At 39.3% G+C, this 16,876-nt stretch carries 17 protein-coding genes; all 17 read left to right on the top strand.

The window, feature by feature from the left end; translation table 11 throughout:
• The first annotated feature begins 65 nt into the window (after window positions 1-65).
• The 17 genes from thrB to atpD all read left to right on the top strand — a co-directional run bounded on the left by thrB (window position 66) and on the right by atpD (window position 16,869).
• Window positions 66-926 carry a homoserine kinase gene (gene thrB, locus ACYVQ1_RS00500; RefSeq protein WP_461249470.1) on the top strand — a complete coding sequence of 287 codons (861 nt, stop codon included), beginning with the start codon at window positions 66-68 and terminating at the stop codon, window positions 924-926.
• The gene (gene rarD, locus ACYVQ1_RS00505; RefSeq protein ID WP_461249471.1) at window positions 919-1,803 is read left to right on the top strand and encodes an EamA family transporter RarD; all 885 of its coding nucleotides are present in this window, start codon (window positions 919-921) and stop codon (window positions 1,801-1,803) included. Before thrB ends, rarD begins: the two co-directional genes overlap by 8 nt.
• A gap of 112 nt (window positions 1,804-1,915) precedes the next feature.
• The gene (locus ACYVQ1_RS00510; RefSeq protein WP_461249472.1) at window positions 1,916-2,533 is read left to right on the top strand and encodes a PepSY domain-containing protein; all 618 of its coding nucleotides are present in this window, start codon (window positions 1,916-1,918) and stop codon (window positions 2,531-2,533) included.
• A 132-nt stretch (window positions 2,534-2,665) separates the two neighbouring features.
• Window positions 2,666-2,869: a hypothetical protein gene (locus ACYVQ1_RS00515; RefSeq protein ID WP_347107280.1), complete on the top strand. Its 204-nt coding sequence runs from the start codon at window positions 2,666-2,668 to the stop codon at window positions 2,867-2,869.
• 276 nt (window positions 2,870-3,145) lie between these two features.
• Complete coding sequence (locus ACYVQ1_RS00520) at window positions 3,146-4,432, top strand: hypothetical protein (RefSeq protein WP_461249473.1); 1,287 nt, start codon at window positions 3,146-3,148, stop codon at window positions 4,430-4,432.
• A gap of 400 nt (window positions 4,433-4,832) precedes the next feature.
• Window positions 4,833-5,411, top strand: coding sequence for a flavin reductase family protein (locus ACYVQ1_RS00525; protein WP_461249474.1), 579 nt, complete (start codon window positions 4,833-4,835; stop codon window positions 5,409-5,411).
• Complete coding sequence (locus ACYVQ1_RS00530; protein ID WP_461249475.1) at window positions 5,398-5,967, top strand: GNAT family N-acetyltransferase; 570 nt, start codon at window positions 5,398-5,400, stop codon at window positions 5,965-5,967. Before ACYVQ1_RS00525 ends, ACYVQ1_RS00530 begins: the two co-directional genes overlap by 14 nt.
• Window positions 5,968-6,028: 61 nt before the next feature.
• On the top strand, window positions 6,029-6,859 hold the full coding sequence (locus tag ACYVQ1_RS00535) for a hypothetical protein (protein WP_461249476.1): 831 nt from the start codon (window positions 6,029-6,031) through the stop codon (window positions 6,857-6,859).
• A 419-nt stretch (window positions 6,860-7,278) separates the two neighbouring features.
• Window positions 7,279-7,872: an HNH endonuclease gene (locus ACYVQ1_RS00540; RefSeq protein ID WP_461249477.1), complete on the top strand. Its 594-nt coding sequence runs from the start codon at window positions 7,279-7,281 to the stop codon at window positions 7,870-7,872.
• Window positions 7,873-7,928: 56 nt separating this feature from the next.
• Window positions 7,929-10,580 carry a valine--tRNA ligase gene (locus ACYVQ1_RS00545; RefSeq protein ID WP_461249478.1) on the top strand — a complete coding sequence of 884 codons (2,652 nt, stop codon included), beginning with the start codon at window positions 7,929-7,931 and terminating at the stop codon, window positions 10,578-10,580.
• A gap of 395 nt (window positions 10,581-10,975) precedes the next feature.
• A complete protein-coding gene (locus ACYVQ1_RS00550; RefSeq protein WP_002886037.1) occupies window positions 10,976-11,173 on the top strand; it encodes a F0F1 ATP synthase subunit C in 198 nt (65 codons plus the stop codon).
• 34 nt (window positions 11,174-11,207) lie between these two features.
• Window positions 11,208-11,915: a F0F1 ATP synthase subunit A gene (atpB, locus tag ACYVQ1_RS00555; RefSeq protein WP_461249479.1), complete on the top strand. Its 708-nt coding sequence runs from the start codon at window positions 11,208-11,210 to the stop codon at window positions 11,913-11,915.
• Between the two features lie 20 nt (window positions 11,916-11,935).
• Window positions 11,936-12,433, top strand: coding sequence for a F0F1 ATP synthase subunit B (gene atpF, locus ACYVQ1_RS00560; protein WP_002886161.1), 498 nt, complete (start codon window positions 11,936-11,938; stop codon window positions 12,431-12,433).
• Window positions 12,433-12,969: a F0F1 ATP synthase subunit delta gene (locus ACYVQ1_RS00565; RefSeq protein ID WP_461249480.1), complete on the top strand. Its 537-nt coding sequence runs from the start codon at window positions 12,433-12,435 to the stop codon at window positions 12,967-12,969. Before atpF ends, ACYVQ1_RS00565 begins: the two co-directional genes overlap by 1 nt.
• A gap of 15 nt (window positions 12,970-12,984) precedes the next feature.
• Complete coding sequence (gene atpA / locus ACYVQ1_RS00570; RefSeq protein ID WP_002890206.1) at window positions 12,985-14,490, top strand: F0F1 ATP synthase subunit alpha; 1,506 nt, start codon at window positions 12,985-12,987, stop codon at window positions 14,488-14,490.
• Window positions 14,491-14,508: 18 nt separating this feature from the next.
• On the top strand, window positions 14,509-15,387 hold the full coding sequence (locus tag ACYVQ1_RS00575; protein ID WP_002890208.1) for a F0F1 ATP synthase subunit gamma: 879 nt from the start codon (window positions 14,509-14,511) through the stop codon (window positions 15,385-15,387).
• A 75-nt stretch (window positions 15,388-15,462) separates the two neighbouring features.
• Window positions 15,463-16,869, top strand: coding sequence for a F0F1 ATP synthase subunit beta (atpD, locus tag ACYVQ1_RS00580; RefSeq protein ID WP_002890209.1), 1,407 nt, complete (start codon window positions 15,463-15,465; stop codon window positions 16,867-16,869).
• The last annotated feature ends 7 nt before the right edge of the window (window positions 16,870-16,876 follow it).

The following is a 16,876-nucleotide window of genomic DNA, read 5'->3' on the forward strand; positions in this document are numbered from 1 at the left end:
TGCGTATAAGAAAGGTATTCAAGGAGAAAAGTCGCTGATGGCTTTCCTCCTTTTGGTGTATTATTATGAAAATTACTGTTCCAGCAACATCTGCCAATATTGGTCCAGGTTTTGATTCTGTGGGTGTTGCCGTTTCTAAATATTTGACAGTCGAGGTGCTTGAACCAGCGGATGCATGGCATATCGAACATGATTTGGGAGATATTCCTTCAGATGAAAATAACCTCCTCATTTCAACTGCCTTGCAAGTTAAGTCTGATTTGCAGCCCCATAAATTGGTGATGACATCAGATATTCCCTTAGCGCGTGGGCTAGGTTCTTCAAGTTCTGTTATTGTAGCAGGAATCGAGTTGGCCAATCAATTGGCAAACTTGCAGCTCTCAGACGATGATAAACTTGATATTGCAACCAAGATTGAAGGTCACCCGGACAATGTTGCCCCAGCTATTTTTGGGAATCTCGTTGTAGCCTCTTATGTGGATGAACATGTTAATAGCATCGTGACAGACTTTCCAGAGTGTGCCTTTGTAGCCTTCATTCCGAGCTATGAACTTAAGACGTCTGATTCACGTGGGGTACTTCCAAGTGACCTATCTTACAAAGAAGCTGTAGCTGCATCATCTATTGCAAACGTTGCCATTGCTGCCCTCTTTGCAGGCGATTTGGTTAAGGCGGGACATGCTATTCAAGGGGATATGTTCCACGAACGCTACCGTCAAAAATTGGTTAAAGAATTTGCGACTATTAAGGAATTGTCAGGTCAATACAGTGCTTATGCGACCTATCTTTCAGGCGCTGGCCCAACAGTTATGACCTTGATACCAAATGATCAAGCTGAGGCTCTAAAAACGGCTATCGATGGTCTTGGTTTAGATGGTGAAACCTTCATCCTATCTGTGGATAAAGCAGGTGTTGTCGTTGACTAGAAAAAATCAAGGGCTACTCTTTGGTCTAGCCACCTATATTCAATGGGGATTTTTATCCCTTTTTTGGAAGCTTTTAGCAGGTGTTTCGGCTTACAACACCTTCTCATGGCGGATTATTTTTACTGTAGTGACTATGTTGACTTACGCCCTAGTCGCTAAGCAAAATACACGTTTCAAAGGGGAGCTTGTAGAACTTTGGCAGGATAAGAAAGCCTTGCTTCGTATGCTACTTGCTAGTTTTCTCATAGCAGCTAACTGGTTGATTTATATCTATGCTGTGGGTCATGGTCAAGCGATGCAGGCTAGCCTGGGCTATTACATTATGCCTATTGTTTCTATCCTGTTTGCCCTCATTTTTCTTCGTGAATCATTGAGTAGGACCATGTGGGCAGCAGTAGTATTGGCCTTTATAGGAGTACTGGTTCTTGTTGCCAATACAGGAAAACTTCCCATGGTATCATTGGGGTTAGCTCTGAGCTTTGGTTTCTATGGTCTAATCAAAAAAGGGGTTAGGCTCTCCAGTGACGTAGCCATGCTAGTAGAAAGTGGCTTGCTACTACCTTTTGTAGCTATCTATCTCGTTTTCTTTTCTCCAGAATCATTTTCTTCCTATTCGAGCATGGAAATGTTTCTCCTAGCCATATCCGGTGTGGTGACGGCCGTTCCATTGCTTTGCTTCTCAGAAGCAGTCAAAAGGGCGCCGCTTAACCTTATTGGTTTTATCCAGTATCTTAATCCTACGATTCAACTTCTCGTAGCCATCCTCATTTTTGGTGAGACGGTCAGCTTTGGAGAGTTGAAAGGCTTCCTCTTTATCTGGATGGCCATACTAGTCTTTGTAACTGGCCAAATAGTAACATTTCGTAGAAGTTCCTGATAGCTATCGGGAACTTTTTATGATGTTGTCCTAAAAATGAGCCAAGTTTATCTGACAATTTTAGAACTTTAAGATATAATAGTAGTATTAGATTAAAATAGCGGAGAATTTTATGCGAAAAATGAAAAAGCTAGCGGGCTATCTGATTCTGCTCGCTATCCCAGTTGCCATCGCTGCAGGCCTGTTTATCTTTAACGGTTCAGGTTATCGCTTGTCAGAACAAGATGCGGCAGACATTGCTTACAAAAATGCAGGTGTCAAAACTTCTGAGATTTCTCAATCAACAGTTTCGAAAGCACGTTCTGGGCTTCACGGAAGTTATGAGATTAGTTTCACAACGTCAGACAACCATTTTGAGTATACAATTGATGGTCAGTCAGGATCTATTTTGAAACATAAGAGTGACCATCCAACAACTAAGGATGAGGATGACGCTCAAAAAGGTGAAGAACCTAAAGACGAGACTCAACCTAGTGAAAGCAAGGAAGAGACAGCTGTATCAAAAGAGACTGCGCAAACAACAGCTCTTAACCATGCTGGCCTAGCTGAAGGTTCTGTGACAAACTTGAAAACGGAATTGAAGACTGAAGGAGACGATAAGGTCTACAATATCAGCTTTGACTATGCTGCTAGCGGTCTACGTTATAATTACGCGGTAAATGCTGATTCGGGAGCTATCGTAGCCTATACGACTGAGTATCTCACAGGGGCTGCGACTCCTGCTCAGTAGGTCGCAGATAGAGTGAAAGCTCTCCTTATTATTAAGGAAAATCCTTGCAATTTCTCTGAAATGGTGTAAACTTAAAGTGAAAACGGTAACAGTAGCTGTAGATGTTGCCGTAGAATCAAGGAGGCTTTGACCATGAAAGAATTCCAAGCATTTAAAGACACGCTTAGCAATAAGGCTCTCAAAGCCATTTACGAAGAAAGTAAATTGGAAGTCCAAGACGAAACAACTGAAGGTACGGAAGCCTTCTCAGTTGCCTTGGCAACCCAAATGGCTATCAATCTACTCGAAAGCTATGAAAAATGGCTAAAAGAAGAAAGAGCTAAGGAAGAAAAATAAGATGAAATCCTTGTCGGAAGACAGGGTTTTTTCTTATGTGTATAAAATGAGGGATTGGATTTATGTTCCAAGGAAAAATCTGTAGTCTGACTTATTTGCAAATTCAGGTCTCCTCAATTTCTTTTGTCTTGGTCTTAAAATTGTGATAATATAAGACCATTCAGAGGTGTTTTGAAGCTCATTTGTTACAGGAAGCGGTGGTACTGAGAAATCCGCACAAATGTCAAAGCTGATTTGATTAAATATATGGATGATTAGGGTGTAAAGGAGAAAGTTTTGAAAAAAGTGTTTAGTGCTCTTTGGGATGTGTTGGGAGTTTTACCAATATTATCCCTATTATCGATAATTATTGTTGGTGTTACTTTATTTATAGGGAATTTTATTTCAAGTTTTGTCCCTAAAATTTCCGCAGACCTTTTTGTTAAGATTATTTATTTAATAATCAACTTTTCTTATGTGCTTATATCATTTTTTAAAGGAAACAAGAAGAAATCCTTTTGGGTGTCGGTTGCTTTCTTAGTTATATCTTTTGTATTAATCTTTGTTTCGTATAGATCTCTCTTTTTACTATTATATTATGTTCCAATTAGTCTTTCAGCTCTTTTTTTAGATGAAAAACTTGATAGTATTAGAAAAGAAATAAGCAAGAATGGAGCAACGCTGGCATTTTTCAATATCTTTGATATTTTCTATATTATATTGACGTATTCTTTGTTTAAAGCTGATTTACCTAATATTATTGTACTTAAAAAATTTGAATTACTTTTTACAATAGTGTTTGGTGTTATTATGTTCCTTATAATACCTTTGATTAGAGAAATTTGTGCAATTTATATATATAAACGCTCAAATCAAATTTCTTTAGGAGAGGGGAAAGTATTATGGAATACTCATATTAAAAATTATTTAGTTTCGAGTATAGTTTGCTTTTTATATTTTGGCCTACTGATTTCTCCAACTATTAAAGGTTTGACTGTAATCTCAATAATTAGTGTATATGTTATCCCCTCAATTATTAATCTTTTCTTTTGGTCTCAATTACTTGAACAAATTGATAATGGGGGTGAAGAACGTAGTAATGTACTAGTTCTTTGGCAAAGTATTTTTATTATTTTACTTTTATTGATAATATTTGATCAGATTGGAAAAGAATTTATAAGTATATTATCGTGGCTCTTACCGGTGTTGATACCTATTTTTATAGGAGAAGTTAATTCGTTGGATTCAAATTACTATAATAGGCATGCTACACAAAAGATGAAAAATCACTTGTACATGCTTCAGATAGGATGCTTCAATACATTGGTTTTTTTAAATATTTTAACTTCCCTTCCTTTAGATAAAATAAAAAATAAATACATAGAAAAAGGCGATGATGTAAAAGAAGTGATAGAGAAATTATTGAATGCTATTCCAGATTTCGATAAATTTCCAGAGTTTATATTAAGCATTCTTGCCTCTATAATATTAATAGTAACATCGTTTTTGATAGCTATGCTTTTTAGTCAGATGATGATGAATGTTTTTAAAGGCTTATATTTAAATAAAGATTATTTTGAATAAAATAATAAAAGGTTTAAACATAAAGTCTAAATAACCTTCACCTTGATACTCTGGTTAAATTTATTCTCCGCAATTTCATTTGTCTTGGTCTTAAAATTGTGATAAAATAAGACCATTCAGAGGTGCTTTGAAGCCCATTTGTCACAGGAAGCGGTGGTACTGAGAAATCCGCACAAATGTCAAAGCTGGTTGCTGATGGTCAAATTGAATCAAGAAAGCTGTGAGTGGTTACCACTCAAAACTGGGTGGTACCGCGGATACACATTCGTCCCTGTCATGGATATGGCAGGGATTTTCTATAGCTTTTAAAGAACCAAGACCGAAGGTCGCAGGTGAATTTAGAGATATTGATGCAGACAGAGCGAAAGCGAGGTCTACGTTCCTATCAGAGGAGGGTGACATGAAGCAATCTTTTGAGACCAGTAAATTGTACTATGGTTTTCCCATTTTTATCTTGGGTTACCAGGACCAGACCTATGGCTATAATGTGACGACTTGTAGTTCTTCTTATAGTCTAGGAGATTGGCTCGTTATAGGGGTCGGTAGTGAGGAAAATGCGGCAGACCAGATTAAACATTATCAGAAGTTCACAGTGAATATTCCTGATGAAAGTTTTATGCTGGAGATGGAGCAGGCTGGATTTATTAGTCACCGTGAGAAGATTGCTAAACTCGGCATAGATTTTCAACCTTCTGATTTGACACAAGCACCTATCCTGAATGCCTGTCCAATCGTTTTGGATTGCCAGGTAGATCGAATTATTGAGGAAGATGGTATCTGTCATATCTTTGCTAAGATTCTAGACCGCCTTGCTGATCCTGGTTTGATAGATGATAGGGGGCATTTTCGTAATGATTCTTTTGCACCGACTTACTTTATGGGAGATGGTCATAAACGTGTTTATCGCTATCTAGATAATCGTGTCGACCCCATGGGAAGCTTCATCAAGAAAGCGAGGAAGAAGGATGACAAGAGCTGAGTTACCCGAACGAATCGAAACGGAGCGGCTCATCTTACGAAATCGTACAGTGGCAGATGCAGAGGCAATCTTTGACTTTGCCAGTCTTCCAGAAGTCTCCTACCCTGCAGGATTCCCACCCGTTAAGACCTTGAAAGATGAGATTTATTACCTAGAGCATATCCTTCCTGAACGCAATCAAAAGGAAAATCTTCCAGCTGGCTACGGTATTGTGGTCAAAGGGACTGATAAAGTGATTGGTTCTGTTGATTTCAACCATCGACACGAAGATGATGTGCTTGAGATTGGCTATACCTTGCACCCAGATTATTGGGGCCGAGGTTATGTACCAGAAGCAGCATGTACCTTGATTAATCTGGCTTTTAAGGAGTTGGGCCTTCACAAGATTGAACTGATCTGTTTTGGATACAATGTCCAAAGTCAACGTGTCGCTGAGAAACTTGGTTTCACCATTGAAGCTCGCATAAGAGACCGCAAAGATGCCAAAGGAAACCGCTGTGATGATTGGAGATATGGCTTGCTGAAGAGTGAGTGGGAGGGCGGTAATAACTGTTAGTTGAACTGTTCGATAATTTCGAACAGTTAGATAGGTTATCCTTAAAGCGAGGTGTTGAAAAATGGAAGTAGGTCAGATTATTGCACTACTTAGTGGAGCAGGAATAGGTGCTATCTTGAGTGCGATTTTAGTATTTATAAATACTAGCAAAAAGAATAAACTTGATTTTATAACTAAAGAACGTTCAGAGTGGAGAAAAGATATCCAAGTTATTTTAGATGACTTGGGTAAAGTAGGTAAACGTTCAGAAGCTATTCAACGCTTGAAATCGCGAATTAATCCATATGGAAAGAATTTAACTGCTGAAGACGAAGACTCTTTTTATTTGCATGACGGTCATATATGGAGGTTGATTAAAAAAATTGATATATCTAATACTAAACAGGTAGAAGAGTTAGCAGATTATGTTCGTTTGCTTTTGAAGTACGACTGGGAGAGGTCTAAGTATGAGATTAAATATGATATTTTCAATAGTTTAATATCTTTTATTCTTGTTGTTGGATTTTTATCTAATTTACTACTTATTTTTTTCAAGATAGATTCTGTTGTTTACATAATTTTCCTAACAATATTTAATGTTGTTATGTTATTAGCTATATTTTTTAGTTTATATAAAAAGAATTTCAAAAATATGCTTTTTGATATCGTGTCTAAAGTAATTATTTGTATGTCAATGGGTGAGAGCTTAGTGATTGGTATACTAGAATGGTTAACTACTTATGGAGTAATAGGGTGGAAAAATTTAAGTGTTGGATTATTACTTTGTATATTGATTGGTTGTATAGAATTTGAATTAATTTTTTATGCTAACCATAGGGAAGAAAAATATATTGTTTTTTTAAGAGAAATTGCGAATAAGGAGGAAAAAATAAAAGAACATTTGGCACAATAACCTCTTGTTAAATTGAAGTAGTTCATTACTCAATATGGACAGTAAGATTCTTTTTGAAAAGTAAAGTAATGATGTGAATTACGTAAGTATTGGTATATCTGAATTGATTTGTTCTCAATTTTATTTGTGTGGAGTTAAAAAATGTGATAGAATAACACTATTCGGAGGTGCTTTGAAGCCCATTTGTTACAGGAAGCGGTGGTACTGAGAAATTCGCACAAATGTCAAAGCTGGTTGCTGATGGTCAAATTGAATCAAGAAAGCTGTGAGTGGTTGCCACTCAAAACTGGGTGGTACCGCGGATACACATTCGTCCCTGTCATAGTTATGGCAGGGATTTTATATTGCTTTAAACCACGTTAATATTTGGATGTGATGTTTTAAATTAATACTTAATATTATAAATGGAGGTGTTGTGAATGCCTATTGAAGTGAAAGCTATGAGTAGAACTAAACCGAGTGGCCGTTCTTCTTCTGTTACGAATGCTTTTTTTAATGGTATTATTCCTTATGTTAAGCCAACTGAATCGGATTATGAGGATATCATTTCTAAAAAATTGGTAGAGTTGGATAAGGACAAAAATTATTTATGCGTCTATTGTGGGGAGAACAGGGCAAATTCCTGGGATCATATACGACCTTTAATTGTAGATAAGAGACCTTCTGGTTATATCCATGAAATCTCAAATCTTATCCCAGCCTGTTCATCTTGTAATTCTTCCAAAGGAAATAAGTGGGTAGATGATTTTTTTGAAACATCTAAAAGGTTAAAAAAAATTCCAAAAGATGTATTGGAGGAGCGAAAAAAGAAAGTAAAAACTTATATGGATTACTTTGAAAATAAGTATGGTGTAATAAAAATTTCTTTTGAAGAGTTTCCTAAAGATTTAGCTAATGAATTTGAAGAATATGTCAAAAGTTTAGAGGAGATACACCAAAAATTAAAAGATGCTACTAAAAAGTCAGATATTTTACATGAGAGTTTAATGGAGTATATAAATCGTAAAATGTAAATTATTTAGCAATTCATACCATTTAGATAATTTTTATATAGAGAAAGGACAAACACATGTCTAAAGAACTTTCACCTAAATACAATCCAGCCGAGGTTGAGGCTGGTCGTTACCAAAAATGGCTTGATGAGGATGTTTTCAAGCCTTCTAGCGATAAAAAGGCTAAGCCTTATTCAATCGTTATTCCACCACCAAACGTAACTGGTAAACTTCACCTTGGTCACGCTTGGGATACAACTCTTCAAGATATCATCATCCGTCAAAAACGCATGCAAGGTTTTGATACACTTTGGCTTCCTGGTATGGACCACGCAGGGATTGCGACTCAAGCTAAGGTTGAAGCGCGTTTGGCTGAAGACGGCATTTCTCGTTATGACCTTGGCCGTGAAAAATTCCTTGATAAAGTTTGGGAATGGAAAGACGAGTATGCCTCAACTATCAAGCAACAATGGGGTAAGATGGGACTCTCTGTAGACTACTCTCGTGAGCGTTTCACCCTTGATGAAGGTCTTTCAAAAGCCGTTCGTAAAGTCTTTGTAGAACTTTACAAAAAAGGCTGGATTTACCGTGGTGAATTTATCATCAACTGGGATCCAAAAGCTCGTACAGCCCTTTCTGATATCGAGGTTATTCACAAGGATGTCGAAGGTGCCTTCTACCACATGAACTATATGTTGGAAGATGGTTCACGTGCCCTTGAAGTGGCAACAACACGTCCTGAGACTATGTTTGGGGATACTGCCGTAGCGGTTAACCCAAATGATGAGCGTTATAAAGACTTGATTGGTAAAAATGTTATCTTGCCAATCTTGAACAAGCCAATCCCAATCGTTGGAGACGAACACGCTGACCCTGAATTTGGTACTGGTGTGGTTAAAATCACTCCTGCTCATGACCCTAACGACTTCTTGGTTGGTCAACGTCACAATCTTCCGCAAGTCAACGTCATGAATGATGATGGTACCATGAATGAATTGGCTGGCGAATTCAACGGTATGGACCGCTTTGAAGCACGTAAGGCCGTTGTTAAGAAATTGGAAGAAATTGGTGCTCTTGTCGAAATCGAGAAAATGACTCACTCAGTTGGTCACTCAGAGCGTACAGGTGTGCCTGTTGAGCCACGTTTGTCTACACAATGGTTCGTTAAGATGGACCAATTGGCCCAAAATGCCATCGCTAACCAAGACACAGACGATAAGGTTGATTTCTACCCACCTCGGTTCAACGATACCTTCCTTCAATGGATGGAAAATGTTCACGACTGGGTAATTTCTCGCCAACTCTGGTGGGGTCACCAAATCCCTGCTTGGTACAATGCTGAGGGTGAAATGTACGTTGGCGAAGAAGCACCAGAAGGTGACGGCTGGAAACAAGACGAAGATGTCTTGGATACTTGGTTCAGTTCTGCCCTCTGGCCATTCTCAACTATGGGCTGGCCTGATGTCGACTCAGAAGACTTCAAACGTTACTTCCCAACCTCAACACTTGTCACTGGTTATGATATTATCTTCTTCTGGGTGTCTCGTATGATCTTCCAATCATTGGAATTCACAGGTCGCCAACCATTTAAGAATGTCCTTATCCACGGTCTTATCCGTGATGAGCAAGGACGTAAGATGTCTAAGTCCCTTGGTAACGGTATTGACCCAATGGATGTTATCGAAAAATACGGTGCAGATGCCCTTCGTTGGTTCCTTTCAAACGGTTCTGCACCAGGTCAAGACGTGCGCTTCTCTTATGAGAAAATGGATGCTTCATGGAACTTCATTAACAAGATCTGGAACATCTCTCGCTACATCCTCATGAACAATGAAGGCTTGACTCTTGAGCAGGCAACTGCCAATGTGGAAAAAGTTGTCAACAAGGAAGCTGGAAATGTCACAGACCGCTGGATTCTCCACAACCTCAACGAAACGATCGGAAAGGTCACTGAAAACTTTGATAAGTTTGAGTTTGGTGTCGCTGGACACATCCTCTACAACTTCATCTGGGATGAGTTTGCGGACTGGTACGTTGAGTTGACCAAGGAAGTCCTTTATAGCGACAACGAAGAAGAGAAAGTTATCACACGTTCTGTTCTCCTTTACACTTTGGACAAGATCCTTCGTCTCCTCCACCCAATTATGCCATTCGTGACAGAGGAAATCTTTGGACAAATCTCTGAAGGAACAATCGTGACTGCGGAATACCCAGTGGTTCGTCCAGAGTTTGAAAACGAAGAAGCGGCAGCTGGTGTTGAAGCCCTTAAAGATGTGATTCGCTCCGTTCGTAACTCACGTGCAGAAGTGAACGTAGCGCCAAGTAAACCAATCACTATCTTGATCAAGACAAGCGACAGCAAGCTCGATGCTTTCTTTAATGATAATGTCAACTACATCAAACGCTTCACAAACCCAGAACATTTGGAAATTGCAGCAGATGTCGAAGTACCTGACTTGGTTATGTCAAGCATCATTACAGGTGCAGAAATCTACTTGCCACTCGCTGACCTTCTTAATGTCGAAGAAGAATTGGCTCGTCTTGAAAAAGAATTGGCCAAATGGCAAAAAGAACTCGACATGGTTGGTAAGAAACTCTCTAACGAGCGCTTCGTAGCCAATGCCAAACCAGAAGTCGTCCAAAAAGAACGCGACAAACAAGAAGACTACCAAGCTAAATACGATGCGACAGTCGTACGTATTGAAGAGATGAAGAAATTGGTGAAATAAAGAAAGAGACACGGCGGAATGCCGTGTTTTTTCGCTGAGGAAAAATAAAGAATCTTTATTTTTCAGCTTTCTTTAAGCCACCCAAGCTATACTATAACCATCCTAATAAGTATTACTGAACGTCGTTCGGTAACCCTCACTTGTTCTGACTTTAAGTCAGACAGTGAATCTTTCTTTTTTTCATAAATCTCCCAAATAAGTCTAACAATAATAGGTTAGGCTTGTTTTTATGAAATAAGAAGAAAGTTTTCCATTAAAAGTAAACGCTTACGCAAATAAAGTGAAAATGTTAGGCAAAGTCAGTGAAAAAGTCCAAAAAACCGTCAATTCATTGACTTTCGTGAAAAATAGGACTAAAATAGCATGGTAAAAATAATTAAAAGGAGAATTCGACTATGAATTTAACTATCTTAGCCCTCGGTTTGGCCGTTATGGGTGTATCTCTTGGTGAGGGTATCCTCGTTGCCAATATCGCTAAAGCTGCAGCTCGCCAACCTGAGATGTTTAGCAAACTTCAAACATTGATGTTTACTGGTGTTGCCTTCATCGAAGGTACCTTCTTCGTATTGTTTGCCCTTAGCTACATTGTCTAATAGACAAATAAAAAAGATGAAGGAGGGATGAGCAGTGGAAACTACAAGTAATCCAACCGTCTCATTATTTGGGATTGATTTTGACTTGACGATCCTTGCCATGTCTCTCTTGACAGTAATTATCGTATTTGGAGTGGTTTTTTGGTCAAGTCGTAAGATGACCATTAAACCAAAGGGAAAACAAAATGTACTTGAGTTCATCTATGAATTTGTGAACAACACCATTTCTCAAAATCTTGGAAAATTCACAAAAAATTATAGTTTGCTCTTGTTTGTAATTTTCACCTTTGTGTTTACAGCAAACAACTTAGGTCTGCTTGTATCTGTTAAAAGTGAGCATTACAATTTTTGGTCTTCTCCAACATCGAATTTCGGTGTTACTATCACTCTTTCTTTGATTATTACCCTCGTTAGTCATATTGAGGGGATCCGTAAAAAAGGGCTTAGAGGCTATCTAAAGGGCTACCTTTCACCATATCCAGCAATGTTTCCGATGAACATTTTGGAACAGTTAACCAATCTTGCATCATTGGCTTTGCGTTTGTTTGGTAACATTTATTCTGGTGAGGTACTAACCGGCTTGATTCTTCAATTGGTAAAATGGTCTGCTTTTGCAGCACCTGTATCCTTTGCTTTGAACCTTGTCTGGGTTGCCTTTTCAGCTTTTATTGGGTTCATTCAAGCCTATGTCTTTATTATCCTAAGTTCTAACTACATTGGTGATAAAGTCAACGAAGAATAATTAAGAAAGGGAGAAATGAAATGTCATTACTGATTAATAGTACGACACTTGGTAATATCATTATTACGCTCGGCTCAGTTTTTCTCTTGTATTACCTCATTCGTAAATTCGCATGGGATCAAATTACAGGAATTTTTGCCGCTCGTGAAAAGAAAATTGCCACAGATATTGATAGTGCTGAAAATGCTCGTCAAGAAGCAGAGAGCTTGGCACAAAAACGTCAAGATGAGTTAGCTGGTGCTCGCACAGAAGCAGCTCAGATTATTGATGGGGCCAAGGAAACTGGTAAAACTCAAGAGTCAAAAATCATTGCAGAAGCACATGATGAAGCTAAACGCTTGAAAGAGAAAGCAAATCAAGATATCGCTCAAAGCCGTGTGGAAGCACTTGCTGGCGTTAAAGGTGAGGTTGCTGACTTGACTGTCCTTTTGGCAGAAAAAGTCATGAAACAAAACCTTGATGCAAAAGCGCAATCTGACTTGATTGATAGCTATCTTGATCAATTAGGAGATGCTTAATGGATAAGAAAACACAAGCTCTTGTTGAGCAGTATGCCAGAAGTCTGGTAGAAGTCGCTTTTGAACAAGACGCCGTGTCAACAATCCAAGAAGAGGTAAGGCAAATCCTAACAGTTTTTGCTGAAACAAATCTAAAAACCTTCTTGTCTCAAGAAAATGTGACAAGTGAGGCTAAAAAAGAAAGTCTGAGCTTGTTTCAAGAGTCTTGTTCAGTATACATGAACAATTTTCTTGAGGTAATTTCACTCAATGACCGAGCTAACATTCTTTATGATGTCTTGAAATTGGTTCTTGAGCTCTTTGATCAAGAAGACAACACTTACGATGTCACTGTGACATCAGCAAGTCCCTTGTCTGAAGAACAAAAAACTAGACTTTTGGCGATAGTTTCACAAAAATTTGAGATTAAGACACGTCGTTTAGTAGAAAAAATTGATGAGGACCTCATTGGAGGATTCGTCATCAAAGCAAAGAATAAGGTTGTTGACACGTCAATTCGCAGTCAATTGCAAACCTTTAAAACGAATTTGAAATAGAAAGTGGTGTGACTTTTGGCAATTAACGCACAAGAAATTAGCGCTTTAATTAAAAAGCAAATTGAAAACTTCCAGCCAAACTTTGACGTCACTGAAACTGGTGTCGTTACCTATATCGGTGACGGTATCGCACGTGCTCGTGGTCTTGATAATGCTATGAGTGGTGAGTTGCTCGAATTTGAAAATGGTGCCTATGGTATGGCTCAAAACCTTGAAACTAATGATGTCGGTATCATTATCTTGGGGGATTTCGTAGCAATTCGTGAAGGCGATATTGTTAAACGTACTGGAAAAATCATGGAAGTTCCAGTTGGTGAAGCCCTTATTGGTCGTGTAGTAAACCCACTTGGGCAACCAGTTGATGGTCTTGGTGACATCGAAACAACAGGTTTCCGTCCAGTTGAAACACCTGCTCCAGGTGTTATGCAACGTAAATCAGTTTCAGAGCCATTGCAAACTGGTCTTAAGGCCATTGATGCTTTGGTTCCAATTGGACGTGGTCAACGTGAGTTGGTCATCGGAGACCGCCAAACTGGTAAAACTTCAGTAGCCATTGATGCGATTTTGAACCAAAAAGGTCAAGATATGATCTGTATCTATGTGGCTATTGGTCAAAAAGAATCAACAGTTCGTACACAAGTAGAAACGCTTCGTAAACATGGTGCTCTTGATTACACAATCGTTGTGACTGCCTCAGCATCACAACCATCACCATTGCTTTACATCGCACCTTACGCTGGTGTTGCAATGGCTGAAGAGTTCATGTATAACGGAAAACACGTCTTGATTGTTTATGATGATTTGTCTAAACAAGCCGTGGCTTACCGTGAACTTTCATTGCTTCTCCGTCGTCCACCAGGTCGTGAGGCCTACCCAGGGGATGTTTTCTATCTCCACTCACGTCTTTTGGAACGTTCAGCTAAGGTTTCAGATGATCTTGGTGGTGGTTCAATTACTGCCTTGCCAATCATCCAAACGCAAGCCGGAGATATCTCAGCTTATATCGCAACAAACGTTATCTCAATCACAGATGGACAAATCTTCTTGCAAGAAAACTTGTTTAACTCAGGTATTCGTCCAGCCATTGATGCGGGTTCTTCCGTATCACGTGTAGGTGGATCAGCGCAAATTAAAGCGATGAAGAAGGTTGCTGGTACACTTCGTCTTGACTTGGCTTCATATCGTGAACTTGAAGCCTTTACGCAATTTGGTTCAGATTTGGATGCTGCGACTCAAGCGAAATTGAACCGTGGTCGTCGTACAATCGAAGTTTTGAAACAACCGCTTCATAAACCACTTCCAGTTGAGAAACAAGTTGTTATACTTTACGCTTTGACACACGGTTTCTTGGATAGTGTTCCGGTTGATCAAATCTTGGATTTTGAAGAAGCACTCTATGACTACTTTGATAGTCACCATGAGGATATCTTTGAAACTATTCGTACAACTAAGGATATTCCTGAGGAATCTGTACTTAATGAAGCTATCCAAGCTTTCAAAGATCAGTCAGAATACAAATAGAAATAGGGAGGACAGCATATGGCAGGCTCTCTAAGAGAAATCCAAGCAAAAATTGCTTCAACAAAGAAAACGAGTCAGATCACAGGAGCCATGCAAATGGTTTCTGCATCAAAATTGACACGTTCTGAGCAAGCTGCTAAAGATTTCCAAATCTATGCCTCAAAAATTAGACAGATCACAACAGATCTTCTACATTCAGAATTGATTAATGGTTCGTCAAATCCAATGTTGGATGCACGCCCAGTTCGTAAGACAGGTTACATTGTCATTACTTCAGATAAAGGACTTGTTGGAGGTTATAACTCAACAATTCTTAAAGCTGTGTTGGACATGATTAAACGTGACCATGATTCTGAAGATGAATATGCTATCATTTCTATTGGTGGAACAGGTTCAGATTTCTTCAAGGCTCGTAACATGAATGTTGCTTTTGAACTTCGTGGCCTTGAAGATCAACCTAGTTTTGATCAAGTCGGAAAAATCATTTCTAAAGCTGTAGGAATGTATCAAAATGAACTTTTTGATGAACTCTATGTGTGCTATAACCACCATGTTAACAGTTTGTCTAGCGAAGTTCGTGTGGAACAAATGCTTCCTATCGCTGATTTGGATCCCAATGAATCAGAAGGTCATGTGTTGACCAAGTTTGAATTGGAACCAGATCGTGACACTATTTTGGATCAACTCTTACCACAATATGCGGAGAGTCTTATCTACGGTGCTATCGTAGATGCCAAAACAGCTGAGCACGCAGCGGGTATGACTGCAATGCAGACAGCCACTGATAATGCTAAGAACGTGATTAACGATTTGACAATCCAATATAACCGTGCGCGTCAAGCTGCCATCACTCAGGAAATTACTGAAATTGTTGGTGGTGCAAGTGCACTTGAATAGCAGAGATTTGTCTTAATTAGACACACATGAAAAAGGGATGATTGTCATCCAAAAAACTATCATAAGGAGAAAACAATGAGCTCAGGCAAAATTGCTCAGGTTGTTGGTCCTGTTGTAGACGTAGCGTTTGCAGCCGGTGATAAACTCCCTGAGATTAACAATGCATTGGTCGTTTATACTGATGAACAAAAGTCTAAACGTATCGTGCTCGAAGTAGCTCTTGAACTTGGAGAAGGTGTGGTTCGTACCATTGCCATGGAATCTACTGATGGATTGACTCGTGGACTAGAAGTTCTGGACACTGGTCGTCCAATCAGCGTTCCTGTTGGTAAAGATACCCTTGGACGTGTCTTTAACGTTCTTGGTGATACCATTGACTTGGAAGCACCTTTTGCAGAAGATGCAGAGCGTGAACCAATTCACAAAAAAGCACCAACTTTCGATGAATTGTCAACATCTACTGAAATCCTTGAAACAGGGATTAAAGTTATCGACTTGCTTGCCCCTTACCTTAAAGGTGGTAAAGTCGGACTCTTTGGTGGTGCCGGTGTTGGTAAAACCGTTCTTATTCAAGAGTTGATTCACAACATTGCCCAAGAGCACGGTGGTATTTCCGTGTTTACAGGTGTTGGTGAACGTACACGTGAAGGTAATGACCTTTACTGGGAAATGAAAGAATCTGGCGTTATTGAGAAAACAGCCATGGTCTTCGGTCAAATGAACGAACCACCTGGAGCACGTATGCGTGTTGCTCTTACTGGTTTGACAATTGCGGAATACTTCCGTGATGTTGAAGGTCAAGACGTGCTTCTCTTCATCGATAACATCTTCCGTTTCACTCAAGCAGGTTCTGAGGTTTCTGCCCTTCTTGGTCGTATGCCATCAGCCGTTGGTTACCAACCTACACTTGCCACTGAAATGGGTCAATTGCAAGAACGTATCACATCAACTAAAAAAGGTTCTGTTACATCAATCCAAGCCATCTACGTTCCAGCCGATGACTATACTGACCCAGCGCCAGCTACAGCATTTGCTCACTTGGATTCAACAACCAACCTTGAACGTAAGTTGACACAAATGGGTATTTATCCAGCCGTTGACCCATTGGCATCAAGCTCACGTGCCCTTTCACCTGAAATTGTTGGTGAAGAACACTATGCTGTTGCGACTGAAGTTCAACGTGTGCTTCAACGTTACCGTGAATTGCAAGATATTATCGCTATCCTTGGTATGGATGAATTGTCAGACGAAGAAAAAACATTGGTTGGACGTGCTCGTCGTATCCAATTCTTCTTGTCACAAAACTTCAACGTTGCTGAACAGTTTACAGGTCAACCAGGTTCTTATGTTCCAGTTGCTGAAACCGTTCGTAGCTTTAAAGAAATCCTTGAAGGTAAATATGACAATCTTCCAGAAGATGCCTTCCGTAGCGTAGGTCCAATTGAGGATGTAGTAGCTAAAGCTAAAGCTATGGGCTACTAATGAGGTG

This window comes from Streptococcus parasalivarius (assembly GCF_054785155.1).

Bases quoted from the DNA above. Each gene is read 5' to 3' on its own strand.
- thrB (WP_461249470.1), top strand. From the start codon at position 66: ATGAAAATTACTGTTCCAGCAACATCTGCCAATATTGGTCCAGGTTTT.
- ACYVQ1_RS00510 (WP_461249472.1), top strand. From the start codon at position 1,916: ATGCGAAAAATGAAAAAGCTAGCGGGCTATCTGATTCTGCTCGCTATC.
- ACYVQ1_RS00515 (WP_347107280.1), top strand. From the start codon at position 2,666: ATGAAAGAATTCCAAGCATTTAAAGACACGCTTAGCAATAAGGCTCTC.
- ACYVQ1_RS00525 (WP_461249474.1), top strand. From the start codon at position 4,833: ATGAAGCAATCTTTTGAGACCAGTAAATTGTACTATGGTTTTCCCATT.
- ACYVQ1_RS00530 (WP_461249475.1), top strand. From the start codon at position 5,398: ATGACAAGAGCTGAGTTACCCGAACGAATCGAAACGGAGCGGCTCATC.
- ACYVQ1_RS00535 (WP_461249476.1), top strand. From the start codon at position 6,029: ATGGAAGTAGGTCAGATTATTGCACTACTTAGTGGAGCAGGAATAGGT.
- ACYVQ1_RS00540 (WP_461249477.1), top strand. From the start codon at position 7,279: ATGCCTATTGAAGTGAAAGCTATGAGTAGAACTAAACCGAGTGGCCGT.
- ACYVQ1_RS00545 (WP_461249478.1), top strand. From the start codon at position 7,929: ATGTCTAAAGAACTTTCACCTAAATACAATCCAGCCGAGGTTGAGGCT.
- ACYVQ1_RS00550 (WP_002886037.1), top strand. From the start codon at position 10,976: ATGAATTTAACTATCTTAGCCCTCGGTTTGGCCGTTATGGGTGTATCT.
- atpF (WP_002886161.1), top strand. From the start codon at position 11,936: ATGTCATTACTGATTAATAGTACGACACTTGGTAATATCATTATTACG.
- ACYVQ1_RS00565 (WP_461249480.1), top strand. From the start codon at position 12,433: ATGGATAAGAAAACACAAGCTCTTGTTGAGCAGTATGCCAGAAGTCTG.
- ACYVQ1_RS00575 (WP_002890208.1), top strand. From the start codon at position 14,509: ATGGCAGGCTCTCTAAGAGAAATCCAAGCAAAAATTGCTTCAACAAAG.
- atpD (WP_002890209.1), top strand. From the start codon at position 15,463: ATGAGCTCAGGCAAAATTGCTCAGGTTGTTGGTCCTGTTGTAGACGTA.